The following is a 16,398-nucleotide window of genomic DNA, read 5'->3' as shown; positions in this document are numbered from 1 at the left end:
TTCCAGAAGTTCGGGTGCGAGCGCACGATGGCGCATGTCGGCCCCATTGCTGACTTTCCCGCACTCAAATCTTCCTTGCGAAAGATGATCCCGTATTGAGGGTAAGCGCTCACGCGCCCTAAGACTTCAAAGGTTTAGCGGCCAATCGGTTTTCTGCCGGGCCGCATACGGTCAGCCGTCACTCCGGCAGCCCCGCGATTCGCATGTGTTCGATCCAGCGGTTGAGGCTTCCGGGCGCGATCCAAATCTTCTCCCATTCCCTGCGTTCTTGGCTGATGGACTGGCCGGGCGAGTTTTGGAGGAAAACCGCAAGCGCTTCCTTTGCCTCCTGCTCGTTTCCCAGACAAGCGTGGATCCCCGCAAGCATCCGGTGTGCGCCGATCGGGATTCTGGACATTTTCCGCATCGCCGTGAGCGCAGCCCCACAATCGTTCTTTTCCCAGAGCGCCCAGCCCATCTGCCAGTGGAACCAGTCAGCGTGGAAAGGATCGATGCCCATTGCCAGCTCGATCCGCTCGATCGCTTCGTCGGTGCGGCCGACATAGAGCAGCGGGTCCGTACTGTGGACCAGGATGTCCGAGTTGCTGGGGTTTAGGGCGATTGCCTGATCGTACCGGGCAAGGGCCTGCTCGAACTCGCCGGCTTCGGTGTGGATGCTGGCGCGGATTTGATGCGCTTCAGCGTCATCAGGAGCGAGCAGGATGGCCTTGTCGGCGTATTCGGCGGCGCGCTTCAACGCCTCGTCCCGGTTATGCTCCTGCTCATGCCAGCCGAATATCGCATCATTGCGATAGAACCAGGCCAGTCCGATATAGCCGAACTGGGAGTCCGGATCCGCTTCGATCGCCTTGAGGTTCAGCTGCCGCAGCAGTTCGTTCCCCGTGGCAGAGAAATCCTTTCGGATCTCGACAATCCCCATCAGGTGATAGTGAAGCGCGCTGACCTGCGCGGCGTCGCTCTTTGGCAGCGGGCGCTCGATCCTCCGCCCGACCCGATCCGCAAGCGTGCGGATGATCTCCTCCTGGACGACAAAAAGATCGCCAATCTCGCGATTGTAGGTGTTGGCCCAGACATGCGATCCGTCATGCGCATTCAGCAACTGGGCGGTCACTTTCAGCCGGTCTCCGATCTTCTGCTGGCTGCCTTCGAGCAGGTAGTCGACGCCGAGTTCATCTCCGATCTGCCTGACGTCGATCGGCTGGCCGCGGTACCTGAAGCTCGAGTTCCGGGCGATGACGGCGTAAGTCTTGCTCCGGGCCAGCTCGGTGATGATCCCCTCGGCGACGGCATCGCTAAGATATCCCTTGTCCGCACCGGTGCTGAACTCCTCGAAGGGAAGCACCGCGATCCTCGACATGTCGGTCGAACGAACCGTCGCGGATGGCCACATTTGTGCGCCGTAGTACGCGCCGATCGCCGCCGCGACGAGCACGATTGCAACAAGAATGAAGCCGCGTCGCGAGAATCGTGACCTGGCTCGTTCAGTACCGGCTGCTGCGTTTGGGTCGACCGTGTCCAATGGATCGGCATTCAGCCGATAGCCTCGCTTTGGGAGGGTCTGCACGATCACGTGCTCGTCGTCACCCAACGCGCGGCGAATATCGGCAATGCATTGAGTGAGGCTGTCGTCGGTCACGAAGGTATCGGCCCAGACCGCCTGCATCAGCGCGTCCTTGGACACGATCTCGCCCGGTCGCGCCGCGAGCACGGAAAGCACCTCGGCGGACTGGCTGCGAAGATCGACCGCTTTGCCTTCGACCGTTCGGAGTTGTTTGCTTTTCGTCAGGAAGACAAAACCGCCGAACGTGATCGTTTCAGCAGATTTCGGCTCAATTTCAGAAGCCGTTCGGGACATTTCGTCCTCCTGGCGCGCTTCCTGGCGCAGCCAATTCGGTCATCGCTTCCAAGTGAATCCAACAGGAACCGGATTGAAAAGGAGGATATCATGAAAAGCACCAAGCTCATCATCGCTCTTGCTCTTCTTTTCGCAGCGCAAACGACTGCAAAGGCGGATTCCCGCATCGCAAGATTCTGTGGCCCTGACCATGACAACGAGGTTGCCTCAGAAGACGACGTCCGTCCCAACCCCGACGGTTTCTATGTCGCCAGCCTCAGGGAGCAAGTCAGCGAAGGCGATCCTCGCATCATCCTGAGCACCAGCGACGAGTTCTATCTCTGCACGCGATCGGCCGCGACCCCCGATATGGACACGACGAAGGCGTTGTTGTTGATGCACGAACGCACCGTGAGGTACCTCTTCGTGCCAGTCATCCGGCGCGGCACGCGCTCATCATCCTAAACCGCCGCCCAACCGTAGTGCGGACTCGTTGCGTCGAGTACCATGATTGGACGCGGGGCCGACGCGGGCGCGCCGCCGATTGTGGGCGTCCGTACGGAACCGACACTGAACGCTTTGGAGCGGCCGTTGAAGCCGAAGCATCCCCATTGCCGGCATCCGGGTGCAGACCATGTACGACAGAATACGGGATCTCGCCGGACCGGATCGCCAATGTCGTCGCCTTCGGGATCGACCGGTTCAGGAAGGTCGGCATTGGCGCGACCAAGCCGCTCCAGCTGGGTTACCGAAGGACAAAGAACCACCCTGAGCGGGCTTACGGCCCCCCAACGTGCCGATCAGCCACCGGCAGACGCGACGCTACCCCTCGTTTTCGACAACCCGGCCGGCACGGCTGCGTGTGAAAATATGCATCACCAGCGCCCCCAGGCACACCGCTACGATCGGGAACACCACCCAGTTTAGCATGTCCCAGCCGTAGGCATTGTAGACCGCGCCGGACATCAGCGAGGCGAAGGCGACGCTGGAGAACAGCACCAGGTCGTGCAAGCCTTGAACCTTCCCCTTTTCGGACGGACGGTAGGTGTCGGCGACCATGGCGGTCGCGCCGATGAAGCCGAAATTCCAGCCGAGACCGAGCAGGATAAGCGCCGACCAGAACTGCCAGAGCGCGATGCCGGAAAGCGCGATCAGCGCGCAACCGACCAGCAAGGCGAGGCCGGTGGCGACAATCGTCTCGGCGCCGAAGCGGTGAATCAGCCGCCCGGTGAAGAAGCTCGGCGCGAACATCGCCATCACATGCCACGAGATTCCGAGCGTCGCCTCGTCGGTCGAGAAGCCGCAGCCGACCATGGCCAGTGGCGCGCCGGTCATGACGAAGCTCATCAGCGCGAACGTGCCGACCGAGCAAAGGAGCGCCACGATGAAACGCGGCTGCGCGATGATTTCTGCCAACGGCCGCGCCGGCTCCTCTGCAATTTCGCTGCCCGTTGAGTGTTTGGCCGGAGCCCGCAGGAAAGACAGAATGACGGCGCCGACGGCGGCCAGAACCATGATGGCGGCGAAGGAGCCGGCAAACATCACCGGCGCCAACAATTCGCGCGTGAAAATGACGATCTGCGGCCCGAGGATCGCGGTCACCACGCCGCCGGCAAGCACGAAGGAGATGGCGCGCGCCTTGAACGCCGGCGGCGCGTTGTCTGCGGCCGCGAAGCGGAACTGCTGCACGAAGCCGCCGCCAATGCCGACGACCAGCAGCCCGAGCGCGAAGAGCCAGAAATCGCCGGCAAACATGGCCGCGGTGGCGAGGGCGCCACCGGCCGCCGTCACCGCCGTTCCGGTTAGAAAGCCGTTGCGCTGCCCTGCTCGCTTGATGATTGCCGCCGCCGGCAAGGCTCCCAGCGCCACGCCGACGTTGAAGCCGGTTACCGGCGCCGTGGCGAGCGACTTGTCCGCGCCGAGCAGGTAGAAGCCCGCGAGCGCGCCGATGGAGATGGAGATTGGTGCGGCCGAGCCGACGATGGCCTGCGACGCCGCCAGAATGAGCGCCGTGCGCCGGGCTTCACGTGGAGTCGGCTGGCTCATTTCCTGAAATCCCCCGGGTTTGCTGCCGCGCTGAATATGCTACATTCAATTGATCAATTGAATGTAGCTGGCGGATTCATATGTCAAGCGAGAATCCGAAGCACCTTCTCTATTCGCACCATATGCCGCTGGATCGTCGCGAAGCCAGTCTGGCGCATCTGCCGCTCGACCGGGAGATCATCGCCTACTGCCGCGGCCGCTACTGCATCCTGTCGCTTAAGGCCGTGCGAACCCTGCGGGCGAACGGATTCCAGTCCCGCCGCCGGGAAGAAGGCGTTGCCGAGTGGAAGGCGACCGGCGGAATTGCCGACACCGGCATACACGCCATATCAGCCGTATAGCTGATAATTCACTAAGCGTCTTTTCCGCGGCCCTCGCCGCGCACCCTGCGCGCCACCCGGTCGAGCACTGCATTGACCAGCTTGGGCTCATCCTCGACGTAGAACGCCTTGGCAATGTCGACATATTCGGAAACGATCACGGCAACGGGCACGTCGGCGCGCTGCATCAATTCATAGACCCCGGCGCGCAGGATGGCGCGCAAGGTCGAATCCAGCCTGGACAGCGGCCAGTCCTCGGTCAGCGCCTGGCGGATGACCGGATCGACCGTCTTCTGGTTTTCGACGACGCCGGCGAGGATGGCGCGAAACCATTGCGGATCGGCCTCGCGGTAGAGCGCGCCGTCGACCTCCTTGCCGAGGCGGAACGCTTCGTATTCGGCGGTGATTTCCAGCAGGCCGGCGCCGGCGACGTCCATCTGGTAGAGCGCCTGCACGGCGGCGAGCCTGGCTGCGCCGCGCTTGTTGGCCTGTCGGTTGGCGGGCTGATCGCCCCCGTCTGGTCGGCTCACCGGTCTCAGGCCCCGAGCCGTTCGCGAAGCGCGATCATGGTAAGCGCCGCGCGCGCGGCAAAGCCGCCCTTGTCGCCCTCGCTGCGGCGCGCCCGCACCCACGCCTGCTCGTCATTTTCGGTGGTCAGGATGCCGTTGCCGATGGCGAGCGAGCCTTCGACGGCGAGGTCCATCAGCGCGCGCGACGATTCGTTGGCGACGATGTCGAAATGATAGGTGTCGCCACGGATCACGGTGCCGAGCGCGACGAAGCCGTCATAATCGGTGCCGCCCTCCTCCGCGCCGACCAGTGCGAAAGTTATCACCGCCGGAATCTCCAGCGCGCCGGGAACGGTGACGACGTCGTAGGTCGCGCCCGCCTCGTCGAGCGCGGCCTTGGCGCCTTCGAGCAGCGCGTCGGCTAAGCCGTCGTAGAAACGCGCCTCGACGATCAACAAATGAGGTTTTTTGGAAGCTGCCATGAATGTCTCCGGGATTGCCGGTGACTTAGGCCGAACCGCAGTTCACCGCAAGCGGTTCGTGACGGGCTTAGTGAAACAAGGTGGAGGGCAGATCAATGCTTCAAGGAGCGCTCATGCAGGCGCACGGCGACGTAACCGAGCGCAATTACAATCGCCGGAGTGACAACAAAGGCGAGAACCCAATATTCGTTCACGGCTTCAGTCCTTTCAGCACCCTTCTCGACATATAATGTAAGGCGACCACAGCAAAAAGCCAACCGACAAGACCGCCGAGCAGTGTCGGGATATCCATAACACCGCGGAAATTACCGACATTGTATAGATAGCCCGCGGCCGGCGTGAGAATTCCGACAGTGAAACAAGCCGTCGAGGCGCGGTCGAGCGCATTTGCCAGCAGTTTCGTCCGCTCATTGTCGATCAGGCTCATCCCTCTCCGCCGTCGCCTCCGCCAACCTTGCCGCGTAGCGCGCCATGGTGTCGACCTCGATATTGACGGCCTCGCCGACCTTGCGTTCGCCCCAGGTGGTGACGGTCAGCGAATGGTGGATCAGAAGCACGTCGAACAGCCTGCCCTCGACTCCGTTGACCGTCAGCGAGGTCCCGTCGAGCGCGACCGAGCCCTTCGGCGCGATGAATTTCGCCAGTTCGCGTGGCGCTTCGAGCCGGAAACGTACGGCGTCGCCCTCGTCCTTCCGCTCCACGATCCCGGCCATGCCGTCGACATGGCCCGAAACGATGTGGCCGCCGAGCTCGTCGCCGATCTTCAGCGCCCGTTCGAGATTGATGCGCGTGCCGGCCTGCCATCCGGCCGCCGTCGTCAGGCGCAGCGCTTCCTCCCAGGCCTCGACCTCGAACCAGCGCTGGTTCGAGCCATGCTCCGGAAGCGCCACAACGGTCAGGCAGACGCCCGCGCAGGAGATCGACGCGCCGATGGCGATGGTTGTCGGATCGTAGGCCGTGTCGATCCTGAGCCGCACGCCCTGCGGCAGCGGCGAAACCTGGGCGACCGTGCCTACGTCGGTGACAATTCCGGTGAACATCAGAAATCCCTTATCCATTCGGCATAGGAATCGTCGCCGAAATGGGCTTCGCCAAGGAGCCGGAAGCCCGGCGGAATATGGTCACGGTCGAGCGGGGCGGCAATCCCGCCCTCGCCGATCGGCCGCGGCCCGAAAAACAGCGCGATGCGGTCGACCAACTCCTCGTCGAGGAAATAACGCGCCGTGTCGGCGCCGCCCTCAACCATAAGGTTCGACATGCCCTGCGCCGCGAGATCTTCGAGAAATTCCGGCAGCGCCACCCGGCCCTCATAGGTCTCCGTCGCCAGCACCTTCACACCGGCGCTTTCGAGCGTCGCCTTGCGCTCGGGATCGGCCTCCGGAGCGGCCGCGATGAGCACCGGAACCCGCTGCGCGGTCCGGACCAGCTTCGAGCCGAGCGGCAGACGCGCGTGGCGGTCGATCACGATCCGGGCCGGCGACCGTGCTTCCAGCCCCGGCAACCGGACGGTCAGTTCCGGATCATCGGCCAGTGCCGTGCCGATGCCGACCAGGATTGCGTCGGCCTCGGCCCGCATCAGATGAACCTGCCGGCGCGCCACAGCGCCGGTGATCGGCACCTGCCCCGCGCCCAGCCGCCCAATCATTCCGTCGCTCGAAACCGCCAGCTTCAGCGTCACTTGCGGACGTTTTTTCAACGATCGGATGAGATAGCCGGCCATCTGCGCGGCGGCCTCGTCGGCCAGAACCCGCTCGACGACCTCGATACCGGCCGCCCGCAGGATCGCATAGCCATTGCCCGAGACGCGTGGGTCTGGGTCGCTGGCCGCGCCGACCACACGGGCGATGCCGGCGCTCACCAGCGCATTGGCGCAGGGCGGCGTCCGGCCATGATGGGCGCAAGGCTCCAGCGTGACGTAAGCGGTCGCGCCGCGCGCCAGCGCGCCGGCCTCGGCGAGTGCCTCAGCCTCGGCATGCGGCCGCCCGCCGATCGCGGTGACGCCGCGCCCGATGATGACCGGGCCGTTGCCGTCGTCGCGTACGATCAGCGTTCCGACCGAAGGATTGGTGGAAGTCAGTCCGGAATGTTTTTTCGACAGCCTGAGCGCCGCCGCCATGAAGCGGCGGTCGGTCTCCTCACGCTCATCCTGGCTGACCGTGCTGCCGGCCATGGCTCAGCCGCCGTCCTCGTCGCCCTTGAGCTCGCCCAGCACCTCATGAAAATCCTTGGCCTCGCGGAAATTGCGATAGACCGAGGCGAAGCGCACATAGGCGACGTCGTCCAGCGCCTTCAGGGCTTCCATGACCAGCCGGCCGACCTCGCCGGACGTGACCTCCGTCTCGCCCGAGCTTTCGAGCTGGCGCACGATGCCGGTCACCGCGCGGTCGATGCGCTCGGGGTCGACGTTGCGCTTGCGCACGGCGATTTCCATCGAGCGCAAGAGCTTGTCGCGGCTGAACGGCACCTTGCGCCCCGACTTCTTGACGACGACGAGATCACGCAACTGCACGCGCTCGAAGGTTGTGAAGCGGCCGCCGCAATCGGGACAGACCCGCCGCCGGCGGATCGCCGCCCCGTCCTCGGCGGGACGGGAGTCCTTCACCTGCGTATCTTCCGACTGACAGTAGGGGCAGCGCATTCTTGGCTCAATTCAGTTGAGGTGCGGTGAGTCGCAGTTGCGGAAAATAGGTTCGGTAGCGACGAACGTCACGCGTCAGGACGGGGATATCCAGCGCCAAGGCATGCGCGCCGATGAAGAAATCGGACAGAACGCCGGTCCTGACGCCGCCTGCCGCTCGATAGCTGCCAAACGCCTTCGCCGCCAGGAAGGCAGCTGTGCGCGGAATGTCGGCAAACTGAACGCCGGCGATAGTCACGAATTCATCGACCTCGTTTGCATGCTCGTAGCGTGCAGACAGCTCCGCATAGATGACTGCGTTGATGTAGAGCGGCCCCGACACTGCAGCGTCCTCAACCGCTCGTCGCGACCACTCGAACCATTGTGAGTCGTCGGTCGCGAGATCGAACAAGATGTTGGTGTCGATCAGGGTCAATCGTCACCACGCAACATGGCCATCATTTCGTCCGTGGTGGGACCAGGGCCGGCATGTCCCCGCAGTTTCTCGAACCGGCTCGGCGGATGCTGCCCATCGGCGCGTTCCAGGACAATCTCCCGGTTCGCATTGTACCGAAATTTCACCTCGCTGCCCGGCTTCAGGTCGAGCAGGTCGCGCACAGCCTTAGGGATCGTCACCTGGCCCTTGGTGGTTACTTTCGTACTCATAGCGACCTCGGTAATACCTGTTTTCACAAAGGTATTACCGAGGCGCCAGGAAATCAAGGATTGCCTGCGATAGGCCCCTCACCCCAGATACGGATAAAGCGGGAAACGCTCCGTCAGCGCCACCACCTTCTGCTTGACCGCGGCTTCCACTGTCGCGTTGCCCTCGTCGGAATTCGCCGCCTTCAGCCCATCGAGCACCTCGGCGATCAGATTGCCGATCTCGCGGAATTCGGCCGCGCCGAAGCCGCGCGTCGTGCCGGCCGGCGTGCCGAGGCGAATGCCCGAAGTCACAAAAGGCTTTTCCGGATCGAAGGGGATGCCGTTCTTGTTGCAGGTGATGTTGGCGCGGCCGAGTGCGGCCTCCGCCCGTTTGCCGGTGGCGTTCTTCGGGCGCAGGTCGACCAGCATCAGATGATTGTCGGTTCCGCCCGAGACGATGTCGAGGCCGGTCGATTTCAGGCTGTCGGCCAGCGCCTTGGCGTTGGCCACGATGTTTTGCGCGTAAACCTTGAATTCCGGCTTCAGCGCCTCGCCGAAGGCGACCGCCTTGGCGGCGATGACATGCATCAGCGGCCCGCCCTGCAGGCCGGGAAACACCGCCGAGTTCATCTTCTTGGCGATGTCCTCGTCATTGGTCAGGACCATGCCGCCGCGCGGGCCACGCAGCGACTTGTGCGTTGTTGTCGTCACCACATGCGCATGCGGCAGCGGCGATGGATGCATGCCGCCGGCGACGAGGCCGGCAATATGGGCCATGTCCACCATCAGCCAGGCGCCCACCTCGTCGGCGATCTCGCGAAAGCGCTTCCAGTCCCAGATGCGCGAATAGGCGGTGCCGCCGGCCAGGATCAGCTTCGGCTTGTTCTCGCGCGCCAGCCGCGCCACTTCGTCCATGTCGAGCAGATGGTCGTCCTTGCGCACACCGTAGGAAATTGGCTTGAACCATTTGCCGGACATGTTGACCGGCGAGCCGTGCGTCAGGTGCCCGCCCGAATTCAGGTCGAGGCCCATAAAAGTGTCGCCCGGCTGCAGCAGGGCCAGAAACACCGCCTGGTTCATCTGGCTGCCGGAGTTCGGCTGGACGTTGGCGAAATTGCAGTCGAACAGCTTCTTGGCGCGCTCGATCGCCAGTTCCTCGGCGATGTCGACGAACTGGCAGCCGCCATAATAGCGCTTGCCCGGATAGCCCTCGGCGTATTTGTTGGTCATGATCGAGCCCTGCGCTTCCAGGACCGCGCGGGAAACGATGTTTTCCGAGGCGATCAGCTCGATCTCATGGCGCTGGCGTCCGAGTTCCTGGCGGATGGCGCCGAAAATCTGCGGATCGGTCTCCGCCAGTTCGGCTCCGAAAAAGGTCTCGAAATGTTGAGCGGCGGCCGCTGCTGCTGTTGCCATGACGGTTCAATCCTCGATGGGCGGACAATCGTGTCCGGGGCTTCACGATGGGGCCGGCAATTAGCACAGTTGCCCCGGTCCCGCCACGCTCGCGGCGCGAAATTTGCTGGCTGCTTTGCGCCAAACGGCGGTCACGGTTCAGGCGGGAATGGGCCGCGCCGGATTTCCGACCACGGAAGCGCCGGCGGACACACTTCTGGTCACGACAGAGCCGGCCCCGACGATGGCTCCATTGCCGATCGAAACGCCGCCCAGAATGATTGCGCCGCCGCCGACCCATACGCGCTCGCCGATCTCGACCGGCCGGGCGATCTCCAGGCCGGCGCTGCGCAGCGCGGCATCCTTGTGGTGTTCGGCGCAGTAGATCTGGATGTTCGGGCCGAGAAGCGATGATTTTCCAATCCTCACCCGCGCGGTGTCGAGGATGGTGCAGCCGGCATTGAGGAATACGTTGTCGCCGAACTCGATGTTGATGCCGTAGGCGCAGTGGAACGGCGCCTCGATGCGGACATTGTCGCCGACTTGCGCAAGCAGAAGCCGCAGCGCCGGCCCCATATTTCCGCGCTCGCCGGGCCGCATCAGATTGTGCTCGTGCAAGGCGTCGCGCGCAGCGACCCGCAGCGCCTCCAGTTCGGGGTCGATGCAGGTGTACCACTCGCCGGCGGCCATTTTTGCGCGTTCGCTGATGCTCACGAAAAAGCTCAAGTGATTCGGGTCCGCACTATCTTAGCATCGCGCCGGCCGCTGATCGCTCCGGCAATGCATTCTGGCTGCGCCACAGCCGTTTCAGGCTTCATGAGGTACCGGAAGCTTTGTAATGATGCTTCACCAGTTCATGGTCCCGCAAGGCTTCGGGCCGATAAGGCTTCAGCATGTTGTACTGCAGCACCTCGGGCAGGTCGAAGCGGTCGATAACGGACTGGTGCAACTCGGCATCGGGACGTACCCTGCGGACCAGAGTTTGGGTGTGCCTGTAGACACCGTTCCTTTTCTCGTCATGCTGCGGGCCGGCTGCATCGGGGAAAAGGCTCAACCAGGCTTGGTCATGGACCAATCCGACGGCCGTCGCGGCGTCCAGCATCCATCTGAGCGCCGTGTCCGAAAGGCGTGAATCGTTTTCCGGATAGCTGCCCCCGACATCGGAATGGTTCCCGGCGAACCAGACCTGCTCAAATCTCCTGACACCGTTTTCATCGCCCCCCTCGTCGCCTATCCATCGAACCGGGTTGAATTCGGCACGGTTCTCGTCGATCGAGATCGCGTGTCGGGCATAGGGGACTCGCGACGACAGCTTGAAATCGTGAAACCTCATGCGGAATTCTGTCCAGTGCCTGGTCTGGCGGGCGCTGTAACCAGGCAGGGGACCTGGAGCTTTCAGGTGCTCGCCTGCATACCAGACGGCGGCAAGGACAATGGCAAGGCCACCCAGAACTCCTGACCACCAAAGAAACGAGAAGGCAAAGAACGATAGTATCCAGGAAGCAGCCATGAGTATGGCGGCCAGCAAGGCTACGAGCATGCCGAGCGCCTGCGGATTGGCCAGCGAAGCAATCGTGTCGAACACTCCGATGAAATACGGAACGGTGTTCGACATGCCGCCGTCGCCCGATCCGTATTTCTGCCTGAATTGCGCGGCCAACAGGTCACGCTGTTCCAAGCGCATCAGTTGCTCGGGAGTGGCTTTCTCCCGGTACCTTGAACTTGTGAACTGGTACACATCCTTTACCGCCTCCTTTGCGATACGGATGGTCGAGGTCTCGTCGCGCAGGAGCGGCGTGCCGTCCGGCATTCGGGTCGGCACCCCGCAATAGGCGAGCACCCCGCCCAGCGCCCTGACCGTATACGCCCCACGGCTGAACCCGAACAGGAATATCCTGTCTCCCGGTCTCCACATCCTTATGATGGCTGCGTAACACTGGATCATGTTCAAGGTCAGACCGAGTCCGGTTGCCTGGCTGACTAGGTTATGAAGACGGCGGAACAGCTTGAGGAAGATATTGCCTTCGATGGGTTCGGTGCCGATTCCGGGGTCGTAGAAGGCCAACTGTTCGGCGGGATTGACCGAATACTCAGGCCCGCATCGGGTGGCCCGGTAGAGCTTGTAGATGTTGCTCCGGTTCTCGTCGAAAAAGATTCCGCCACGCTGTCCCGTCCCGTCCGCGAAAACAACAATGTTTCTTGGCATCGCACTCCTCGCCGAGCAGCAGCCGCTTCAGCTTGGCGTCCTCATCATCGAGACCTTCAGACTGGAACGCCAGTCTCCGTAAATCCGGCGCGATTCGCTATACCATCGCGCCGGGCTGGATGATCCTGGCCACTTCGAAGTGCATCCCGTCTGGTCGTTTGCTGAAATGGCCGCCCCAGGCGAATCCGAACCGATTTGCGATCGGAACCAATTCTCGCACGCACCCTTTCGCTCCCATCGCCGCCGGCTCCTGGCCTAGCGGATTAAATTGAGCGTTGATGTCGAATGCCGTTCCGAATGCATGATTGCTCAGGGTACGCGTGCTCCCGCGGATAAAGCGCGGCACAAATGAGCCATCAAAGGTCAGGATGCGATCCAGCAGCCCCTCTTTCTCCCACTGCAGCCACATTGCGATCAGTTGATCGGCAGCCGATCTATGGAATTCGAACTCAAGCGGACCGTTCCGGCCGAGGACGGAATTGACCGGGATGCTGACCTTGACGATGTTCTTCTCCGGCCAATCGTTTGTGATCCGAATGTTCTCTTTGTTTCCGGGTTTCGGATCGGCCACAAACGTGAAAGTACCGAAAAGTCTTTGACGTTCCGCGGTGCCAACCAGCGGAGAAAGCTCAGAGCGCGGTGCAGAGTCGGCCAGTTCCACATCGGGGCTCTGACCACCGATGGCCGACGCAAAACTGGGTACGGCCGGGTCGCTCGCCCAATCATCTTCAGCCGCCACGACCATACAATCCGAAAACCAGGCCACGAACTTGTCTATGTGCTTGCCAGTCCCGCGAGGGTGACAGACAAGCTTCCAGCGGTTGGCGTCTGCTTCGTCACGGCGTAGCGATCCGGCATTGTATGCGGCCGCAACCAATGGAGGATCGAACCATGTCGAGCTTCTCTGCTGAGCGATGTAGGCCGTCCCTGCTTCGATGGAGTTCCGGGGGTCGAGCAAGTCGTCGCTGCGCAGATTCTTTCGACCGGTAGCATTGCGGGCCGTCGCTACGAGTGTCTGCATCAAGCCGACGCTCTCGTCGTTTATTCGCGGTTCCGGCCGTCGTGCATTTGGATCGCCGGAACTCTCGGTCGCGATTGTTGCGACGATCAATTCGACAGGTACGCCGTACTGCTTTGCAGCCGCAGCACAAAGCGCTCCATAACGCTGCCAGATGGTCCGGACGGTCGTAGGCTTCCCTGGCGTTCCCTGCGCGGGGGCTTCCTCAATCGAAATGCCCCTTGATGAAAGCGCCCAGCTTACGCTGTCAGGGAAATGGCGATGAGGCTTCACCAGATCCGGGAGAAGTTCGTCCAGCAGGCCGGGAGCGGCCGGCTTAGCGGGATCGACGGTAGGTTCGCTGTCTTGCTGTTCGTCTGGAACCGCCGGCTTCGGCATTGGTAGGTCAACGCTGGAGGAGCGACGAACGACAACGTCCGTCGCTCTGTTTAGGACTTCCGATGCCTGAGCGGATTGTCTGGTCTGAATTTGGGCGACGAGTTCATCCTTCGAACGAGAACCCTGGGAGGATCCGAGCCAGAAGCTCATTACCGTAGCAAACGCCGCCGTCAGCGTTCCGACACAGATATTTATTATCTGAAGAACAAAATCACTGCGTACCGGAGCAGCCGCTGTAAATTGCGCATCAGTTAAATTGGCAAGCCCCATACCAGCAGGAACTACAGGCAATGAAGTCAATTCAAGACTGTTTTTGTTGAAGATGAACAAGCCTAAGACGACAAAGAAGCCGACCGTCACTATCAGGGAAAGGGTTGGAGCAACCCACGCCACAGGCGATTGCGCAGAACTCAGGTCTCTTTGTAGAATCCGTGCTCCGCTGCGATCCTCCCCGTCAACCCGACGGCTGTCGAGCTCCGTTTGACGCCTTTGACTCTCCAACTCGGCGCGAATCTTTAGATCCGCGAGCGCGGCTTCGCGCTGGCGCTGCTCATCGTCGAGCCGAACTTTGGTCTGCTCGAGAGCGATCTGCGCCAGTTTCTCGCGCAGGCTCTCCGCAATCTGCGGATTCTGGGTCAACTGCTGTTGTGCCTGGACGGGATCTTTGGTCTTGACAGAATCGGTCACCGCCCTGGTGACGCGATCTGCTACCGTTCCGGCGCGATCACCTGCGATCGCCTTTATTATTTCAGGAAATAGCGTTGCAGCAATTGCGATAAGAGGGCTCATAGCTCATCCTCCAGAATGGGTCGCGATCGCTGAGGTCCTGGCCAGAGCCATACCCCCGGAAGCTCTTGGCGCGCTCGGCCTACTCGCCGGTTGGGACAGCCGGAGCCAGTGGAGCATCCACACGGCCCCCCGCGAACTCTGTCACCGGAGTTCGAGGCAGATCCTGCCGCCGCGGACCGTTAGGCGATGTTTCAGCCTGACGCTTGCACAGAGCAGCGCACACGAATGCCATTAATGCCGCCGATACGTTGATGACGACCATCAGGACGGCCAGGTCCGCGCCATTGGGACCGAAGGGCGCATCGAACTTGTGCTGCACCTGCGCCGCTGCATAGAAAAGCGACGCCAACGCCACCCCCGCCACCAGGAGCGAGATCGTGGATGCCGCCCTCCACCTCGGCGGCTGCGTGCGGTCGTCCATGTAACGCAGCAGCACGAAGCAAACAACGAGCGATACGAAAGAGTGCAGCAGGTAGAAGGGCAGGCTTACCTGAACTAAAGCCACGAATTCCGTCGTTTTTCCAAGCCCGTAGGCTCCGTAATCAAAAAACGCCTGGAAAATGTCGAACAGGACGATGGCGATTACGGTAAAGGCCAACAGGCCCGCATAGCGGCTGAAATGGTCAGCCATTCCGGCAACGGGCTGAGGTTCGTCGACAGCGACCATCTGTGCTCGACCAAAAGCGCTTACCCATGTTGCTAAAGCAACGCCGATAGCAAGAAAGATTGGTCCGGCCTGCGATATGAGATACTGACCGGAGAACCGAAGATTGTTTGGCCAGAAGTCATATTCGGACCCAGCGCTCAGGAACCGTTCCGCCGTACTGTCAAACACCGGAATGAGGTTCCATAGGAATGTCATTCCGATAAGGAACAGAGTACCGCCCGCAAGGAAAGCGTTAGACCAGCCGGAGTTCGGAAGCATGGAAACGCGAAGATCGCCGGCCAGCCGAGACAGGGACGCCACGCCGCTCTCCCGTACGGTCGCGAGCGACGCCACGTCCACAAGCTGTCGCGTGAGGATTTTTAGTTCCCGCCGTGTCCCCTTCAGGAGCTCGGCTGCATCGTCGAGCTTCAGCCGCGCGAGGTGAGCCCGGTAGAAGTCCGCGTCGGCATAGGCTTCGATACGTTGCACAAAGGCGTCACCGACCAATATTTGAAGCTCCTTGGCCAACTGCTTTGTATCCTGACATCGCGTGAATATCTGGGTGGCGAAGAAGCTAGACGTGCTCATGACCCGGCTAGGGACTCCCATCCAGGCGTGGAACATGTTCCGCTGCACGTTCCCAATGTTGGAGAGAAAAGGAATGCCCGGCTGGGTAAAACCGATGTATGCGGCCGCGATGTAGAGAGGGTAGTTAACGGTGTCGACGAACTTCTTAAGCTCCTCGTCTAACTGCGCACCGGATACTTGAGCCCAACCGAGCAGGATGGTCGGGGATACTTTGCACAGGACGAAATAGATGAGGAATGTCGCTACCAGGAAAGCCACAAGCGTAGCGCAGTAGGTCACTCTTCCAGCGAAGTCGATCGCCCGCAGATTTGGGATGGTCGCGGAGCGCGCGGCGAACTCAGGGTCCAGCGAACTGAGCTCGCTGAACTTCGCGAACTGGTATGCGCCGAGCACGGCGGCGCCGAACCAGAACTCGGTCGAGAGGAACAAGTCCGACATGGCATTGTCCTCCCTCGCTTTCTAAGGACAAACGCCGTTCGGGCACTGTTGCGCATTGGCTTCGGGCGTTGCCTCGAGGAGCGTCACCGAGCCGATCAGCGCGGACAGGAATCCGAAAACCAGAAAGGCTTTGAACGATTTCATGCTGGCCTCCCTTGAGAGCGCACATGGCCTCGCTACTCGAAGTAGCGAGCATGCGAGGGTTCGGGAGCGGAAAAATTACTATGCCCGAGCTCGGCGCATGTCGAACTGTACGACCCTGGTTTCCGGTAGTCTGTGAGATTTGCCACACATATTAGCCTTGTCCAGTAGGCAACATAAGCTGCCTACTAGATGGCTACCGGCGGCATGCGATTTAGCTATAGTTCGATTGGGGTAATACGAGAGATGATCTGAACCACTTCCTCGTCAAGGAATAGGTCAACTCCTGCCAACGGCGACCGTCCGCTTTCGAGAAGCATCCCGAATATCTGGAAATAGCGCCACC

At 61.6% G+C, this 16,398-nt stretch carries 18 protein-coding genes; 2 read left to right on the top strand and 16 right to left on the bottom strand.

Annotation, left to right across the window (positions count from 1 at the left end; all coding sequences use genetic code 11):
* Positions 1-178: 178 nt before the first annotated feature.
* On the bottom strand, positions 179-1,855 hold the full coding sequence (locus G6N73_RS03825; RefSeq protein WP_165023571.1) for a winged helix-turn-helix domain-containing tetratricopeptide repeat protein: 1,677 nt from the start codon (positions 1,853-1,855) through the stop codon (positions 179-181).
* A gap of 90 nt (positions 1,856-1,945) precedes the next feature.
* Here G6N73_RS03825 and G6N73_RS03820 point away from each other — a divergent pair, with 90 nt between their 5' ends.
* Positions 1,946-2,299, top strand: coding sequence for a hypothetical protein (locus G6N73_RS03820; protein WP_165023568.1), 354 nt, complete (start codon positions 1,946-1,948; stop codon positions 2,297-2,299).
* A 357-nt stretch (positions 2,300-2,656) separates the two neighbouring features.
* Here G6N73_RS03820 and G6N73_RS03815 read toward each other — a convergent pair whose 3' ends face one another.
* Positions 2,657-3,880 carry an MFS transporter gene (locus G6N73_RS03815; RefSeq protein WP_165023565.1) on the bottom strand — a complete coding sequence of 408 codons (1,224 nt, stop codon included), beginning with the start codon at positions 3,878-3,880 and terminating at the stop codon, positions 2,657-2,659.
* An 80-nt stretch (positions 3,881-3,960) separates the two neighbouring features.
* Between G6N73_RS03815 and G6N73_RS03810 the strand changes: the two genes are divergently transcribed.
* Positions 3,961-4,221, top strand: a complete 261-nt coding sequence (locus G6N73_RS03810) for a rhodanese-like domain-containing protein (protein ID WP_165023562.1) — start codon at positions 3,961-3,963, stop codon at positions 4,219-4,221.
* An 11-nt stretch (positions 4,222-4,232) separates the two neighbouring features.
* Here G6N73_RS03810 and nusB read toward each other — a convergent pair whose 3' ends face one another.
* The 14 genes from nusB to G6N73_RS37870 all read right to left on the bottom strand — a co-directional run bounded on the left by nusB (position 4,233) and on the right by G6N73_RS37870 (position 16,055).
* Complete coding sequence (nusB, locus tag G6N73_RS03805) at positions 4,233-4,730, bottom strand: transcription antitermination factor NusB (protein WP_165023559.1); 498 nt, start codon at positions 4,728-4,730, stop codon at positions 4,233-4,235.
* Positions 4,731-4,735: 5 nt separating this feature from the next.
* Positions 4,736-5,191, bottom strand: a complete 456-nt coding sequence (gene ribH / locus G6N73_RS03800) for a 6,7-dimethyl-8-ribityllumazine synthase (protein ID WP_165023557.1) — start codon at positions 5,189-5,191, stop codon at positions 4,736-4,738.
* A gap of 190 nt (positions 5,192-5,381) precedes the next feature.
* Positions 5,382-5,618 carry a hypothetical protein gene (locus G6N73_RS03795; protein WP_165023554.1) on the bottom strand — a complete coding sequence of 79 codons (237 nt, stop codon included), beginning with the start codon at positions 5,616-5,618 and terminating at the stop codon, positions 5,382-5,384.
* Entirely contained in the window at positions 5,599-6,231 is a 633-nt protein-coding gene (locus G6N73_RS03790; protein WP_165023551.1) for a riboflavin synthase, read from the bottom strand. The genes G6N73_RS03795 and G6N73_RS03790 overlap by 20 nt, the downstream gene beginning before the upstream one ends.
* On the bottom strand, positions 6,231-7,361 hold the full coding sequence (gene ribD, locus G6N73_RS03785; protein WP_165023548.1) for a bifunctional diaminohydroxyphosphoribosylaminopyrimidine deaminase/5-amino-6-(5-phosphoribosylamino)uracil reductase RibD: 1,131 nt from the start codon (positions 7,359-7,361) through the stop codon (positions 6,231-6,233). The genes G6N73_RS03790 and ribD overlap by 1 nt, the downstream gene beginning before the upstream one ends.
* A 3-nt stretch (positions 7,362-7,364) precedes the next feature.
* Positions 7,365-7,829 (bottom strand): transcriptional regulator NrdR, encoded by a 465-nt coding sequence (nrdR, locus tag G6N73_RS03780; protein WP_008836717.1) that lies wholly within the window; start codon positions 7,827-7,829, stop codon positions 7,365-7,367.
* Positions 7,830-7,836: 7 nt separating this feature from the next.
* Positions 7,837-8,244: a type II toxin-antitoxin system VapC family toxin gene (locus G6N73_RS03775; RefSeq protein WP_165023545.1), complete on the bottom strand. Its 408-nt coding sequence runs from the start codon at positions 8,242-8,244 to the stop codon at positions 7,837-7,839.
* Positions 8,241-8,474: an AbrB/MazE/SpoVT family DNA-binding domain-containing protein gene (locus G6N73_RS03770; protein ID WP_165023541.1), complete on the bottom strand. Its 234-nt coding sequence runs from the start codon at positions 8,472-8,474 to the stop codon at positions 8,241-8,243. The genes G6N73_RS03775 and G6N73_RS03770 overlap by 4 nt, the downstream gene beginning before the upstream one ends.
* A gap of 78 nt (positions 8,475-8,552) precedes the next feature.
* The gene (gene glyA, locus G6N73_RS03765; RefSeq protein ID WP_165023538.1) at positions 8,553-9,869 is read right to left on the bottom strand and encodes a serine hydroxymethyltransferase; all 1,317 of its coding nucleotides are present in this window, start codon (positions 9,867-9,869) and stop codon (positions 8,553-8,555) included.
* 138 nt (positions 9,870-10,007) lie between these two features.
* Positions 10,008-10,562 (bottom strand): DapH/DapD/GlmU-related protein, encoded by a 555-nt coding sequence (locus G6N73_RS03760; RefSeq protein ID WP_165023535.1) that lies wholly within the window; start codon positions 10,560-10,562, stop codon positions 10,008-10,010.
* Between the two features lie 100 nt (positions 10,563-10,662).
* Positions 10,663-12,054 (bottom strand): DUF2235 domain-containing protein, encoded by a 1,392-nt coding sequence (locus G6N73_RS03755; protein ID WP_165023532.1) that lies wholly within the window; start codon positions 12,052-12,054, stop codon positions 10,663-10,665.
* A 97-nt stretch (positions 12,055-12,151) separates the two neighbouring features.
* Positions 12,152-14,239 (bottom strand): transglycosylase SLT domain-containing protein, encoded by a 2,088-nt coding sequence (locus G6N73_RS03750; protein WP_165023530.1) that lies wholly within the window; start codon positions 14,237-14,239, stop codon positions 12,152-12,154.
* A gap of 79 nt (positions 14,240-14,318) precedes the next feature.
* On the bottom strand, positions 14,319-15,911 hold the full coding sequence (locus tag G6N73_RS03745; protein WP_165023527.1) for a hypothetical protein: 1,593 nt from the start codon (positions 15,909-15,911) through the stop codon (positions 14,319-14,321).
* A gap of 21 nt (positions 15,912-15,932) precedes the next feature.
* Complete coding sequence (locus G6N73_RS37870) at positions 15,933-16,055, bottom strand: hypothetical protein (protein WP_281352830.1); 123 nt, start codon at positions 16,053-16,055, stop codon at positions 15,933-15,935.
* Positions 16,056-16,398 lie beyond the last annotated feature (343 nt).

It is taken from the genome of Allomesorhizobium camelthorni (assembly GCF_011045125.1).
In the GTDB taxonomy this organism is placed as follows: domain Bacteria; phylum Pseudomonadota; class Alphaproteobacteria; order Rhizobiales; family Rhizobiaceae; genus Allomesorhizobium; species Allomesorhizobium camelthorni.
This window is presented reverse-complemented; position numbering and strand designations above follow the sequence as displayed.